We start from the raw sequence: 17,361 nt of genomic DNA on the forward strand, positions 1-17,361 counted from the left end.
GATGAAATAGAGAAGAGGGACGAAGTTATGGATAATTTGATGAAAAGAATAGAATCTCTTTCTCCAGAAAAAAGAAAGCTATTTGAGACGATGCTAAAAGAAAAAGGAAAAGATGTTTCAAAATATACGCCAAATGCCTTTTCTGGAATACCTTCTGCCAGAGAGCAGGAATTTTACCCTATGTCATCTGCCCAGAAAAGGCTGTATATACTAAACGAGCTTGAAGGAGCAGGTACTGCATATAACATGCCAGGCGTCGTACTGCTGGAAGGAAACATTGATGCAGTACGCTTCGAACAGGCATTCAAGGAGCTAGTAAAAAGACATGAGGCTCTGCGCACATCATTTCATATGGTTGAGGGTGAACCAGTACAAAAGGTTCATGATTACGTGGATTTCAGTATTACGTACCTGGAACTGGATGAAGAAAAAGCAGCAGAAATAGTCAAAGAATTCATAACGCCCTTTGATCTTAGCCAAGTTCCATTACTGAGAGTAGGACTTGTAAAAACGAACGAAGACAGGCGTGTTATGATGTTTGACATGCACCACATAGTATCAGATGGTATATCAGTCAATATACTTATGAGTGAGTTTTTGGATTTGTACCAAGGGAAGACCCTTTTGCCACTACGGATACAGTACAAGGATTTTTCTGTATGGCAGAAGGAGATGTTTGCCGGAGACTCAATAAAGAAGCAGGAAGAATACTGGCTCCAGACATTTAAGGGTGATATACCGGTACTGGATATGCCTACTGACTATCCAAGACCGGCGGTACAAAGTTTTGAAGGAGATGCTGTAAGCTTTGAAAAAAAACCTGAACTTTCAGTCAAACTAAATAAGCTTGCAACAGATAATGGAGCTACCTTATACATGGTACTGATGGCTGCATATAACGTACTCCTGTCCAGATACACTGGACAGGAAGACATCATAGTTGGAAGTCCTGTAGCCGGAAGGCCCCATGCTGACCTGCAGGGTATCATTGGTATGTTTATAAATACCTTGGCCATAAGGAACTATCCTGAGGGAGAAAAGACCTTCGTCCAATTCTTGCAGGAAGTAAGGGAAAATGCGTTTTTGGCTTTTGAAAATCAGAACTACCAGTTTGAAGAACTTGTAGAAAAACTTAATCTCATGAGGGACATGAGCAGGAATCCTCTTTTTGACACTATGTTTGCACTGCGCACTTCAAACAAGACAGAATTTGCAGCATCGGGTATAAACTTCAAACAATACAACAACTGGCTGGAAGGCAGAAAGGCAAAATTTGACCTTATGCTTGAAGTGGTAGAGGGTCCAGAAGGTATAACATTTAACCTTGAATATTGTACCAGGCTGTTTAAGAAGGAGACAATAAAAAGGTTTGGAACCCATTACATTTCCGTTCTTGAAGAGATAACGGCATGCCCTGAAAAAAGGTTGTGGGAAATTGATGTACTGTTACAGGAAGAAAAACAGCAAATCCTATATACCTTTAACGCTACAGAGGCACAGTATCCTAAAAACAAGACTATCCATCAGCTTTTTGAAGAGCAGGCAGAGAAGAACCCTGATCATGTAGCTGTGGTATTTGAGGGTAAAAAGCTTACATATAGTGAACTCAATAAAAAATCAAATGGGTTGGCCCATGTATTAAGGGCTAAAGGAGTCAAACCGGACAGTATCGTAGGTATTCTGGCAGAACGCTCACTTGAGATGATAGTAGCAATCCTAGGGGTATTAAAAGCAGGAGGGGCATATCTTCCCATAGATCCAGATTATCCTGAGGAAAGAATAAGTCATATGCTGGAAGACAGCCGGGCAGTGATCCTGTTGACCCAATCACATTTTATAGACAAATATACATCAATAGGTACAGTAATAAATTTAGAAGATGAGCAGGAATATTCAGATGAACAATATAACTTATCGGAGGTAAATAAACCTTCCGATCTAGCTTACTTAATATATACCTCAGGCTCTACAGGTAAACCCAAAGGGGCAATGATAGAGCATAGAAACATAGTAAGGCTGTTATTTAACAGTAAAATGCAGTTTGATTTTAACGAAAATGATGTATGGACTATGTTTCATTCTATGAGTTTCGATTTTTCCGTATGGGAGATGTACGGGGCGTTGTTATATGGGGGCAGATTGGTGGTAGTTCCTAAAATGACAGCACGCAGCAATGTAGAGTATCTGAGACTTCTAAGGAATGAGAAGGTGACCGTATTAAATCAGACACCTTCAGCCTTCTATAATATAGCCAATGAAGAAGTATCATATGAAGAAAAAGAACTTAAGATAAGATATGTCATATTCGGAGGGGAAGCATTAAAGCCTGCATTGTTGAAGGAATGGAGAAAGAAGTACCCGCAGACTAGACTCATCAATATGTATGGAATAACCGAGACAACAGTGCATGTCACATATAAAGAGATAGAAGAGGAAGAAATTAGATCTAATGTGAGCAGCATAGGAAGGCCTATACCAACCCTTACAACATATGTAATGGATAAGAACATGAAAGTTGTTCCCATTGGAGTAGCCGGAGAGCTTTGTGTAGGAGGAGACGGAGTTTGCAGAGGATATCTTGGAAGACCGGAGCTTACAAAGGAAAAGTTCGTTCAAAATCCGTACAAGCCGGAAGAGAGGTTATATAGATCTGGAGACCTGGTCCGGTTATTATCTGATGGAGAAATGGAATACCTGGGTAGAATAGACCACCAGGTAAAGATAAGAGGCTTTAGGATAGAGCTTGGTGAAATAGAAGCACAACTGCTAAAGCATCCTTCAATTGAGGAATCTTTGGTGATTGCAAAGGAAGACCATCAGGGCAGTAAATACCTGTGTGCATATATAGCGGGAGAAAATGAGCTGACAATATCAGAACTAAGGGAGCATCTCTTAAAAGAACTGCCCGAATACATGGTACCATCATACTTTGTGCAGCTTGAAAAAATGCCATTGACAGCTAATGGCAAGATAGACAGGAAGGCATTGCCTGAACCCGAAGGTAATATAAATACGGGAATAGAGTATGAAGCGCCTATAGGCGAATTTGAAGAGAAGCTTGCACTGATTTGGCAAGACATCCTTGGAATTAAGAAGATAGGAAGAAATGACAACTTCTTTATGTTAGGTGGACACTCTTTAAAGGCTACAAGCCTTGTAGCGAGAATTCACAAAGAGTTCAATATAGACATGCCTCTTAAGGAAATATTTAAGGCTCCAATTATAGCGGAAATAGCAAGGTATATGAAGGAAGCAAAGGAGAGTATATATCAATCCATCCAAACTGCTAAAGAGATGGAATACTACCCTATGTCATCAGCCCAAAGAAGGCTGTATATATTAAATCAGTTTGAAGGAGCAGGGACAGCATACAATATGCCAGGCAGCTTGCTGGTTGAAGGCAGTATTGATCTGGAGCTTTTTCAGAAGACCTTCCAACAGCTTATAAATAGGCATGAGACCCTTCGAACATCTTTCCATTTCATAGAGGGTGAACCCGTCCAGAAGATCAATGATCCTGTGGGTTTTAGTGTAGTGTATCTAGAATCTGACGAAGAAAAAGTGGGGGAAATCGTAAAAGAATTTATAAAGCCGTTTGATCTTGGAATTGCTCCGCTGCTAAGAGTAGGCCTTGTGAAAACGGGAAAAGACAAGCATGTCATGATGTTTGACATGCACCATATCATATCTGACGGTACGTCCATGGATATACTGGTACATGAGTTCATGGATATGTATGGAGGAAATAACCCTTCTTCCCTCCGTATACAGTACAAGGACTATTCTGTTTGGCAGAAGGAACTATTTGCTGGGGACAAAATAAAGAAGCAGGAGGAATACTGGCTCCAGGAATTTAATGGAGAAATTCCTGTGCTGAATATGCCAGTAGATTACCAAAGGCCTGCGGTTCAAAGCTTTGACGGAGGTTTTATCCGTTTTGAAGCAGGCAGTGAGCTTACGGGAAAACTTATTAAGCTTGCAAGGGATAATGGGGCTACTCTTTACATGACATTGCTTGCTTCATACAACATACTGCTGTCTAAGTATACGGGGCAGGAAGATATTATAGTGGGAAGCCCTATAGCTGGAAGACCTCATACAGATTTACAAGACATAATAGGTATGTTTGTAAATACTTTAGCCATGAGGAACTATCCCCAGGGAGAAAAGACCTTTGCTGAGTTTCTAAAGGAAGTAAGGGAAAACTCTATAAGGGCTTATGAAAATCAGGACTACCAGTTTGAAGAACTGGTGGAAAAGCTTAATGTAAAGAGGGATATGAGCAGGAATCCTCTTTTTGATACTATGTTTGTATTGCAAAATACCGGCTCATCAGAATTGAAGATAGATAGGCTTAAGTTTATACCCTATACAAATGAATTTAGAATATCCAAATTTGACTTGACATTAAATGCTCGGGAAACCCAGGAAGGTATTGCATTTGATTTGGAATATGCCACAAGGCTGTTCAAGAAAGAGACTGTAGAAAGGTTTGCAGCCCATTACCTTAATGTTCTGGAAGAGATAACGGTTTATCCTGGAAAAAGGTTGTCAGAAATTGATATGCTTTCACAGGAAGAAAAGCAGAAAATACTATATGACTTTAACGATACAAAGGTCCGGTATCCTAAGGATAAGACTATACATCAACTGTTTGAAGAGCAGGTAGAAAAGACACCCAATAATATTGCTGTAGTGTTTGAAGATAAACAGCTGACTTATAGGGAGCTAAACGAAAAGGCAAACCAACTGGCCAGAAAATTAAGAGAAAAGGGAATAAAACCTGATAGTGTAGTGGGAATTATGGTAGAACGTTCCCCGGAAATGATCATAGGGATCATGGCTGTCCTAAAAGCTGGGGGGGCTTATTTACCCATAGCTCCTGAATACCCTGAAGACAGGATCCAGTTTATGCTTGATGACAGTGGCAGCCAAATTATTCTGATACAGGATAAATTTATAAATGCTAAAGGTAGTTACAGAAATGCTGAATTTATTAGCATAGAAAATCAGGAACTATTTACTGGGGATGTATCAAATCCAAAGTTAATTAGTAAACCTGAAAACTTGGCTTATGTAATATATACATCCGGTTCTACCGGCAAACCCAAAGGGGTAATGATAGAGAACTACTCCGTAATCAACCGGATCAACTGGATGCAGAAGCAATACCCGATAGCTGAAGGTGATGTGATCCTGCAGAAAACTCCCTATACCTTTGACGTATCGGTATGGGAATTATTGTGGTGGAGCTTTACTGGGGCCAAAGTCTGCCTGCTGATACCGGGAGGAGAAAAAAATCCGGAAGAAATCGTGAAGGCAATCGAAAAAAATAAAGTTACCACAATGCACTTTGTACCATCCATGTTGAGTGTATTTTTAGAGTATGTAGAGGAAAAGGGGATAATAGAGGAAATAGCAAGCTTAAAGCAGGTATTTGCCAGTGGAGAAGCACTGAACCTGAAGCAAGTAGAAAAGTTCAACAAGCTGCTGTACAAAGAAAAAGGAACAAGCCTGCATAACCTGTACGGACCAACAGAAGCAACAGTAGATGTATCCTACTTTGGCTGCTCTACGGAAGAAGAATTGGAGCTTGTACCTATAGGAAAGCCCATAGATAACATTAAGTTGTATGTTGTCAGTAAGGAAAAGGGCCTGCAGCCGATAGGAGTAGCGGGAGAACTATGCATAGCAGGGGATGGACTGGCAAGAGGGTACTTGAACAGACCGGAACTTACAGAAGAAAAATTCGCAGCAAACCCATTCGCACCGGGTGAAAGGATGTACAGGACAGGTGACCTGGCAAGGTGGCTGCCTGACGGCAACCTAGAATATCTGGGCAGGATCGACCATCAGGTAAAGATAAGAGGCTACAGGATAGAACTGGGTGAAATAGAGAACCGGTTATTAAAGCATGAAGCAATAAAAGAAGCGGTGGTATTGGACAAAGAAGGAGCTGACGGAAATAAGTATCTTTGTGGATACGTCGTACCGGATCAAGAAATAACCGTACAGGGGATGAGGGAACACTTGTCAAAAGAGCTCCCGGACTACATGATCCCTTCCTACTTTGTGCGGATGGAAAAGCTGCCATTGACCCCTAATGGAAAAATAGACAGGAAAGCATTGCCTGTGCTCGATAGCAATGTTAATACCGGCGTAGAATACGTAGTACCTTCGGGAGAAATAGAGGAGAAACTTGCGCTGTTGTGGCGGGATATCCTTGGAATAGAGAAGGTAGGAAGAAATGATAACTTTTTTATGCTTGGGGGACACTCGTTAAAGGCAACAAGCCTTGTAGCAAGAATTCACAAAGAGTTCAATATAGACATACCTCTTAAGGAAATATTCAAGACACCAACCATCTTAGAAATTGCCAGATATATTAAAGACTCAAAGGAGAGCCTATATCAGTCAATCCAACCGGCAGGAGAAATGGAATACTACCCTATGTCATCTGCACAAAGAAGGCTGTATATACTAAACCAGCTTGAAGGGGCAGGGACAGCATACAACATGCCTGGTATTATGCTGCTGGAAGGAAGCATTGATACAGCGCGTTTCCAGGAAGTCTTCAGGCAGTTGGTAAAAAGGCATGAGACTCTTAGAACATCGTTCCACATGATCGATGGTAACCCGGTCCAGAAGGTTCATGACCATGTGGAATTCAGCGTGATGTACTTTGAAACTAACGAAGAAAAAGCCGCAGAGTATGCTGGGGAATTTGCCAGACCTTTTGATCTTGGCAAGGCTCCTCTGCTAAGGGTAGAGCTTGTAAAAACGGGAGAAGACAGGCATCTTATGATGTTTGATATGCATCACATTATATCCGATGGTGTCTCCATGGACATACTGATTCGTGAGTTTATGGATCTTTATGAAGGAAACAACCCTCCAGCACTTCGGATACAGTACAAGGACTACGCTGTATGGCAGAATAAACTGTTTGATGAGGGCGGAATTAGCAGCCAGGAGGAATACTGGCTCCAAGCATTCCAGGGAGAAATACCTGTACTGAATATGCCGCTAGACTATCCAAGGCCTGTAATACAAAGCTTTGAAGGGGATTTTTTTAGCTTTGAAGCAGGCAGTGAGCTTACGAATAAATTAAACAAGCTTGCAAGGGATAATGGGGCTACGCTTTACATGACACTGCTCGCGGCATACAACATATTGCTGTCTAAGCACACCGGACAGGAAGACATAATCGTTGGAAGCCCTATAGCCGGAAGGCCACATTCAGACCTGCAGGATATCCTTGGTATGTTTGTAAATACCTTGGCTATGAGAAATTACCCCAAGGGAGATAGTACCTTTGTAGAATTCTTGAATGAAGTAAGAGAAAACGCTCTAAGGGCTTATGACAATCAGGATTACCAATTTGAAGAACTGGTTGAGAAGCTTAACTTGAAGAGGGACATGAGCAGAAACCCACTGTTTGATACTATGTTTACCATGCAAAATGCCTCTAAGGTAGAATTTGCAGTACCTGGTATAAGCTTCAGACCTTTTAATAACGGGCTAGAGTATAGAATATCAAAATTTGACCTATCCATTGATGCAATAGAGCGTGAAGATGGTATGGCTTTTAGCTTTGAATATTGTACTCGGCTTTTCAAAAAAGAGACTATAAAAAGGTTGGCGGCTCATTACCTTAACGTGTTGGAAGAGATAACCGCAAATCCGTTTAAAAGGTTGTCGGAAATAAATATGTTGTCCCAGGAGGAAAAACAGCAAATAATCTATGGCTTCAATGATACAAAAGTAGAATATCCTAAGGATAAGACCATACAAGAGCTATTTGAAGAACAAGTGGAAAAGACGCCTGATAACATAGCAGTAGTATTTGAAGATAAATACTTGACTTACGGAGAACTTAATGAAAAGGCCAATCAACTGGCTTGGATCTTAAGGGACAAGGGATTAAAACCTGACAGTGTAGTAGCTATAATGGTAGACCGGTCCATAGAAATGATAATAGGTGTAATTGCTGTATTTAAAGCAGGAGGCGCGTATTTACCCATAGACACCGAATATCCTGAAGAACGAATCAGATATATGATCGATTACAGCTTGGCTGGAATTATTCTTACGCAAGAACATCATAAAGAAAAAATTAAATTTGATCTTGATATTATAAGCTTTGATGACTGTGTGAATTACAACGGGAGAACAGAAAATCTTCCTGTCATTAATAAATCTTGTAATTTAGCATATGTCATTTATACATCAGGAACCACAGGAAAGCCAAAGGGGATCATGATAGAGCATAGAAGTCTTGTCAACATATCTTACGCATGGAAAAAGGAATATAGGCTTGCGGATATGGATGTAAAGCTGTTGCAAATCGCAAGTTTTTCTTTTGATGTATTTGTGGGAGATGTTTCGAGAACGCTGCTCAACGGAGGCCAAATGGTTATTTGTTCATCCGAGGAGAGATACGATCCTGCACGATTATATTCACTTATTAAAACCCATAAAATAACCATCTTTGAATCCACACCGGCACTGATTATTCCTCTTATGGATTATATCCATGATAATGCTTTGATTATTGATAGCCTCAAGTTGCTTATACTTGGATCAGATACTCTCTCTGTGGAAGATTATGAAAGATTACAATCCTGGTATGGAGAGAAACTGCGGGTTGTTAATAGCTATGGGGTTACTGAGTCCACCATAGATTCCAGTTATTACGAAAAGAGACTGGGAAGCTATTTGGAATCCGGGAGTGTACCTATCGGAAAGCCAATGCAAAATATAAAATACTACGTTGTTGACAAACACTTGAGACCTCAGCCTACAGGGGTTTTGGGTGAGTTGTGCATAGGGGGAGAAGGGCTTGCAAGGGGATATCTAAACCGGCCCGAACTGACAGCTGAAAAATTTGTACCTAACCCGTTTATACCAGGGGAAAGGATGTATCGTACAGGGGATCTGGCCAGATGGCTGTCTGATGGGAATATGGAATTTTTAGGAAGAGTAGATCATCAGGTAAAGATAAGGGGATTTAGAATAGAGCTGGGGGAAATAGAAGCACAACTGCTAAAGCACGTTTCAATAAAGGAAGCAGTGGTTATTGCAAGGGAAGATCAGAAGGGAAACAAGTATCTGTGTGCCTATGTGGCAGGGGAAAATGAATTAACAATAGCAGAACTAAGGGGACATCTCTTAAAGGACCTTCCAGACTATATGATACCATCCTATTTTATGCAGTTAAAAAAGCTGCCGCTGACTCCCAATGGCAAAATAGATAGGAAGGCATTGCCCGAACCTGACGGCAATATCGATGCTGGAATAGAGTATGTCGCACCCTTGGGTGAAGTGGAGGAGAAACTTGCGGGGTTGTGGCAGGATATCCTTAGTATAGAGAAAGTGGGAAGAAACGACAATTTCTTTGAGCTGGGGGGACATTCCTTAAGGGCAGCAAATCTTATTGCCAGGATTCACAAAGAGTTCAATGTAAACATACCGCTTAAAGAAATATTTAAGAGCCCAAATATGTCTGAAGTTGCCGAGTGCATCAAGATTGCAAAGGAGAGTGTATTTCATTCTATTGGGCCGGCTGGGGAGATGGAGTACTATCCAATTTCATCCGCCCAGAAAAGGCTGTATATTCTAAACCAGCTTGACGCAGTTGGGATGGCATACAACATGCCTGGTATTATGCTAATTGAAGGCAAACTCGATAAACTGCGCTTTGAACAGGCTTTTAGGGAGCTTGTTGACAGACATGAGTCTTTCCGTACCTCATTCCATATGATAGATGGTAAACCGGTACAAAAGGTCCATAGCAATGTGGATTTTAGTGTTATGTATATGGAAACCGATGAGGAAAGAGCTGCGAAAATAGCCAGTGAATTTATTAGGACCTTTGACCTTGATGAGGCTCCTTTACTTAGGGTTGGGCTTATAAAAGTTGGAGAAGACAGATATATTATGATGTTTGATAAGCACCATATTATATCTGACGGGGTGTCTGACGACATACTGGTAAGAGAATTTATGAGCCTGTATGAAGGTAAGGAACTTCTGGAACTTAAGATTCAGTACAAGGATTTTTCCGTATGGCAGAACAGGCTGTTTGCTGATGGGACAATTAGTAAGCAGGAAGAATACTGGCTCCAAGTATTCAAAGGAGAAATTCCTTTGCTTAATATGCCGCTAGACTACCCTAGGCCAGCTATACAGAGTTTTGAGGGAGATGTGATCAGTTTCAAAGCAGGCAAGGAGCTTGCTGTTAAACTGAACAAACTTGCAGTGAATAATGGTGCCACGCTCTACATGGTACTTTTAGCTTCATACAATGTCCTTTTATCCAAGTACACCGGACAGGAAGATATTATAGTTGGAAGTCCCGTTGCAGGAAGGCCGCATACTGATCTTCAGGACGTTATTGGTATGTTTGTAAACACGCTAGCCATGAGGAATCACCCTCAAGGTGGAAAGACTTTTGTGGACTTCCTTAATGAAGTAAGAGAAAACTCCTTAAGGGCTTACGAAAACCAAGATTACCAATTTGAAGAACTGGTAGATAAGCTTAACCTGGAAAGGGATCTGGGCAGAAATCCACTTTTCGATACTATGTTTGTACTGCAAAATATCGAGGCATCAGAAGTGAAGATGGATGGGCTAAGGTTTATGCCCTATGACAGTGAAGTAAGAATATCCAAGTTTGACTTGACTTTAAACGCTGAGGAAACAGAGGACGGTATTGCATTTGAATTGGAGTATGCTACCAGGTTGTTTAAGAAAGAGTCAGTTATAAGGCTTATTGCCCATTACCTTAATGTATTGGAAGAGGCAGCAGCCTTTCCTGAAAAAAGGCTATTAGAAATTGATATGCTGTCACAAGACGAAAAACATCAAATATTATATGAATTTAATAATACAAAAGCAGGATACCCTCGGGAAAAGACCATCCATCAGATTTTTGAGGAACAGGTGGAACGGACACCCAATAATATTGCTGTAGTGTTTGAAGATAAACAGCTGACTTATAGGGAGCTAAACGAAAAGGCAAACCAACTGGCCAGAAAATTAAGAGAAAAGGGAATAAAACCTGATAGTGTAGTGGGAATTATGGTAGAACGTTCCCCGGAAATGATCATAGGGATCATGGCTGTCCTAAAAGCTGGGGGGGCTTATTTACCCATAGCTCCTGAATACCCTGAAGACAGGATCCAGTTTATGCTTGATGACAGTGGCAGCCAAATTATTCTGATACAGGATAAATTTATAAATGCTAAAGGTAGTTACAGAAATGCTGAATTTATTAGCATAGAAAATCAGGAACTATTTACTGGGGATGTATCAAATCCAAAGTTAATTAGTAAACCTGAAAACTTGGCTTATGTAATATATACATCCGGTTCTACCGGCAAACCCAAAGGGGTAATGATAGAGAACTACTCCGTAATCAACCGGATCAACTGGATGCAGAAGCAATACCCGATAGCTGAAGGTGATGTGATCCTGCAGAAAACTCCCTATACCTTTGACGTATCGGTATGGGAATTATTGTGGTGGAGCTTTACTGGGGCCAAAGTCTGCCTGCTGATACCGGGAGGAGAAAAAAATCCGGAAGAAATCGTGAAGGCAATCGAAAAAAATAAAGTTACCACAATGCACTTTGTACCATCCATGTTGAGTGTATTTTTAGAGTATGTAGAGGAAAAGGGGATAATAGAGGAAATAGCAAGCTTAAAGCAGGTATTTGCCAGTGGAGAAGCACTGAACCTGAAGCAAGTAGAAAAGTTCAACAAGCTGCTGTACAAAGAAAAAGGAACAAGCCTGCATAACCTGTACGGACCAACAGAAGCAACAGTAGATGTATCCTACTTTGGCTGCTCTACGGAAGAAGAATTGGAGCTTGTACCTATAGGAAAGCCCATAGATAACATTAAGTTGTATGTTGTCAGTAAGGAAAAGGGCCTGCAGCCGATAGGAGTAGCGGGAGAACTATGTATAGCAGGGGATGGACTGGCAAGAGGGTACTTGAACAGACCGGAACTTACAGAAGAAAAATTCGCAGCAAACCCATTCGCACCGGGTGAAAGGATGTACAGGACAGGTGACCTGGCAAGGTGGCTGCCTGACGGCAACCTAGAATACCTGGGCAGGATCGACCATCAGGTAAAGATAAGAGGCTACAGGATAGAACTGGGTGAAATAGAGAACCGGTTATTAAAGCATGAAACAATAAAAGAAGCAGTGGTATTGGACAAAGAAGGAGCTGACGGAAATAAGTATCTTTGTGCGTACGTCGTACCGGATCAAGAAATAACCGTACAGGGGATGAGGGAACACTTGTCAAAAGAGCTCCCGGACTACATGATCCCTTCTTACTTTATGCAGATGGAAAAGCTGCCATTGACCCCTAATGGAAAAATAGACAGGAAAGCATTGCCCGAGCCTGACGGAAGTATGAGTACGGGAACAGAATATGTAGCGCCGCGGAATGAAGTGGAAGAGAAACTGGTTGAAATATGGCAGGAAGTGCTTGGAGCAAAACAGGTAGGAATAAGGGACAACTTCTTTAAAATAGGCGGAGATTCTATACGTGCAATATCATTAGTCAGCACAATATGCAAAAAGTTGGATATAAACATCCAAATCAGGGATATATACATGAATCCTGATATTGAGAGATTGTCTGCATTCTTAAAAGTAAAAGATACGGAAGCTTTTAACAGTAAGATGGGTAAAGCAAGGGAAGAACTGGAGTTATTTAAACAGCGAATATTGATGAATGAAACTCTCTCAGAAAAGTTACCTTCGGACATGGAAGATATATATCCGATGAGTCACATAGAGCTGGGTATGATTTATCATTCCAAAAAAGACTATGAAAATGCAGTTTATCATGACCAATTTGCATTTCATCTGAATGACAAAGACTTTGATTTCCCAGCATTTAAAGAAGCGATGCTTCTAATGACGTCAAAACATGATATTTTAAGGACGGTTTTTAATTTAGAGGATTTTGAAACTCCTGTGCAAATTGTTTACAAGGGCAGTAGTCTTGATATTGAGCAGATAGATATCATGAATTTTAGCAGGACAGGGCAGGTTGAGTATATAAACAAATATTTGGAAAATGACAGAGCGAATCCGTTTGATATATCAAAGCCCCTTTGGAGGATAAGAATATTCAAACTTGACGCAAACCATATTTGTCTGGTTCTGATATTCCACCATGCTATCCTGGATGGCTGGAGTGTTGCTTCATTGATTACGGAAGTTTCAAACCTATACTCTAAGCTTAAGCAAGAAAAAGATTATATACCAACACGGCTTAAATGCAGCTATAAAGATTATATAGCAGACCAAATGACAATTAAGGACAACCAGGAAGTAATTAATTATTGGAGAGAGGAATTAAGTGAATATAAAAGGTTGAATATGCCTGCAAATATTCATGGAAAAACAAAAAAATCTTATAAAGTAGACCATGTAACACGCCATTTAAGTCAGGAATTTTTAGGTGATTTAAGAAGTACTGCCAGAAGATATGATGTAAGCTTAAAGACACTTTGCTTTGCTGCATACACTTATATGCTCAATATGCTTTCATACGAGGATGACTTTGTCGTAGGTTTGGTAGAAAATAACAGACCTGTATGCGAAGATGGAGATAAGATGCTGGGGTGCTTCTTAAATACGGTTCCCGTCAAAATGTGTTTTGATAAAATCGATATATGGGAGGAATTGATAAAAGTTGCAGAAAAGAAATTAATAAACTTAAAGCTTTATGGAAGACTGCCTTTATTTGAGATCATAAATATCCTGGGCGGAAAAGAAAACAAAGAGGAAAATCCTTTATTTGATACCATATTCAATTATGTGGATTTTCATATATATAACGAGATAATAAACAAAGAAATCGGTGATGTTAAAGATAGAATTTCAGTTGATGAATATGAAGCAACCAATACAAGTCTTGACTTTACAGTAAGTAATACATTCGATGATCTTAATATAAGCTTGATCTACTCGGACAAAGTATTGGAAAGAAAACAGGCAGAAGAGTGTATAGACTATTTTATTAATATTTTAAATATGTTTATCCATAACCCCAAAGGGTCAGTTGACAAGCTTATTATATTAAGTCATGAAGAAAGAAAGCAGTTGCTGATAGACTTTAATGATACTAAGAAAGACTATCCGCAGGACAAAACCATACATGAGCTGTTTGCTGAGCAGGTGGAAAGGACACCTGACAACATAGCTGTGGTATATGAAGACAAGCACTTGACTTACAGGGAATTGAACGGAAAGGCAAATCATTTGGCCAGAGTATTGAGGAACAAAGGGGTAAAGCCTGACCGTATTGTAGGAATTATGGCCGAACGTTCATTTGAGATGATTGTGGGGATATTTGCCATATTGAAAGCTGGAGGGGCGTATCTGCCGATAGATCCTAATTATCCTGATACAAGGATAAAGTATTTGTTGGACGATAGTGGTTCCCAGATCCTTTTGACCTCCAGGACCTTTATGGAAAATAAGCAGATTGATGCGGATATTATATATCTGGAGGAAGAATATTTAAATGAAGAGAACTCAAAGCTTGAAAATGTAAACAAACCCTCGGACCTTGCGTACGTCATTTATACATCAGGTTCGACAGGGAAGCCCAAAGGTGGAATGATTGAGCATACTAGCGTTGTAAACATAATTACAGCCCTCCAGGCCATGTATCCGCTTAAAGCGGAAGACGCTTTTCTATTTAAAACAACTTATACCTTTGACGTATCCGTAGCTGAGATATTTGGCTGGTTCCTCAACGGAGGAAAGCTTGTAATATCACGCCAAGGTGTGGAAAAGGAAGCTATGGAGTTAGTAGAGGTAATAAACAAGCATAAGATAACCCATGTAAACTTTGTACCATCAATGCTGAATATAATGGTACAAACTTTAAAAGATAATGGTATAAAACTGCCATCAACTCTCAGGTATATTTTTGCTGCTGGAGAAGCGCTGCCCAAAAAGCTTGTCCATGAGCTTTTCGATGTCTCAGAGAACACATCTCTGGAAAATATCTATGGGCCTACAGAGTCCACGATATATGCAGCGGGTTACAGTATAACAAAGAAAATAGCAGAAGAACTTATAACAGTACCTATAGGGAAAGCTTTACAGAATGTATACCTTTATATACTGGACAAGCACAACCAATTAACTCCTGTAGGAGTGGCCGGTGAACTTGTGATAGGTGGAAGCGGTCTTGCAAGGGGCTATTTGAATAGACCTGAACTGACAGCAGAAAAATTTGTACCTAACCCGTTTATTCCCGGCGAAAAAGTGTACCGCACAGGGGACTTAGTAAGGCGGCTTCCTGATGGGAACATCGAATTCATGGGCAGGATCGACCACCAGGTAAAGATAAGAGGCTTTAGAATAGAGCTTGGAGAAATTGAAGCACATCTGGTGAAGCACACTGCTATTAAGGAAGCAGTGGTTATTGCAAAGGAAGAGCAGCAAGGGAAGAAGTACCTGTGTGCATATATTGTAGGGGAAAATGAATTGACCATTTCCGAGCTAAGGGAGCATCTCTTAAACGAACTACCTGACTACATGGTACCAGCATATTTCATGCAGCTGGAACAGCTGCCATTTAATGCCAACGGTAAAATTGATCGGAAAGCATTGCCTGAACCACAGGGGAATATTAATACCGGAGTAGAGCATGTAGTTCCTAGAAACGAAAGAGAAGAAATACTGGCCAAAGTATGGGAAGACGTACTAAAAACTGAAAACATCGGGGTAAAAGATAATTTCTTCAGCCTTGGAGGAGACTCAATAAAAGCCATACAGGTAATGTCGCGTCTTAACGTCCATGGGCTAAAGCTCGAAATGCGGGACTTATTCAAACATCCTGTAATTGAGGAACTCGTCGAATATATACAATCTACAAGCCGAAGAATTCATCAAGGCCCGGTAGAAGGCATAGTACCGATAACACCTATACAAAGATGGTTGTATAAACAAGACAGCAAGGATATCCATCATTTTAATCAGGAAATAATGATATATGGGCGTAACGGATTTGAAGAAGCTATTATTCGAAAAGTATTGTCAAAGCTTGTAGAGCACCACGATATTTTTAGAACAGTGGTAAAAATAGAGGATCAAAATATACTCCAATACAACAAAAACCTTGAAGGTGAACATTTTTCATTGGAAATTGTAGACCTTAGGGACAGCTATAATTACCGGGAAAAAATAGAGCTGGAAGCGTCGAGGATTCAGAGGAGCATGGACTTGTATAACGGTCCTTTAGTTAAGGTTGGTCTGTTTAAGACTAAAGAAGGGGACCACCTGCTAATAGCTATTCACCACCTTGTAGTTGATGGGGTATCGTGGAGAATCATACTGGAAGATTTGGACATAGGATACAGACAGGCGCTAAACAATGATGAAATAAAATTCAGCAACAAGACCGACTCTTTCAAAGATTGGGCACAGAGGCTTGATGAGTATGCCAATAGCCCTGAACTATTAAAAGAAATAAATTACTGGACCAATTTGGAAAAAACTGAAACAATACCGCTTCCAAAAGACCGAGAGATTGAAGAAAGAAGGTATATGAATAACAATAGCGTCAAGATCGAGCTGAGTATTGAAGAGACTGAGAAGATGCTAAAGCGGGTAAACCATGCTTATAACACAGAAGTAAACGACATATTGCTTACCGCCTTGGGATTAGCAGTGAGGGAATGGACCGGAAATGATAAGGTTCTGATCAGTCTGGAGGGGCACGGCAGGGAGGAAATCATTAAAGACATTGACATAAGCAGGACCGTGGGATGGTTCACCACCCAGTATCCCGTGGTGTTAGATGTCAGCGGACAACTCGATATTTCCCGCATGATCAAATCGGTAAAAGAAAACATCAGGCAGATACCTAACAAAGGGATAGGTTACGGCATACTAAAATATCTTACCTTGCCGGAAAACAAAGCCGATTTAAATTTTAATCTAAACCCTGAAATAAGCTTCAATTACCTCGGTCAATTCAACCAGGATAATGTAGACAATTTATTTGGAGTGTCTGATATTCCTGCCGGAGAGTCTACAGGACCAAACTATAAAAGTGAGTATTGTATTGATATTAACGGCGGAACTGTAGAAGGCGGGAAGCTGGAATTAAACTTTAGCTACAACCAGGGCGAGTATGAGAAGAGTACTATTGAAGGGGTAGCGGTGAGTTTTAAAAAGCATTTAGTAAACATAATAACCCATTGTGCAGAAATGGACTATTCAGAAGCTACACTCAGTGATTTTACAGTAGACGATCTGAATATGGATGAGTTTGAAGACGTATTGAATAACTTCGAATAAAAAGAGTTTGTATTT

The 17,361-nt window shown here is 40.4% G+C and carries 1 protein-coding gene; it reads left to right on the forward strand.

All coding sequences use genetic code 11. The features are described from left to right. Positions 1-27 precede the first annotated feature (27 nt). Positions 28-17,346, forward strand: coding sequence for a non-ribosomal peptide synthase/polyketide synthase (locus MLD56_RS12575; protein WP_241113511.1), 17,319 nt, complete (start codon positions 28-30; stop codon positions 17,344-17,346). Positions 17,347-17,361 lie beyond the last annotated feature (15 nt).

This window comes from Paenibacillus peoriae, assembly GCF_022531965.1.
Classification (GTDB): Bacteria; Bacillota; Bacilli; order Paenibacillales; family Paenibacillaceae; genus Paenibacillus; species Paenibacillus polymyxa_D.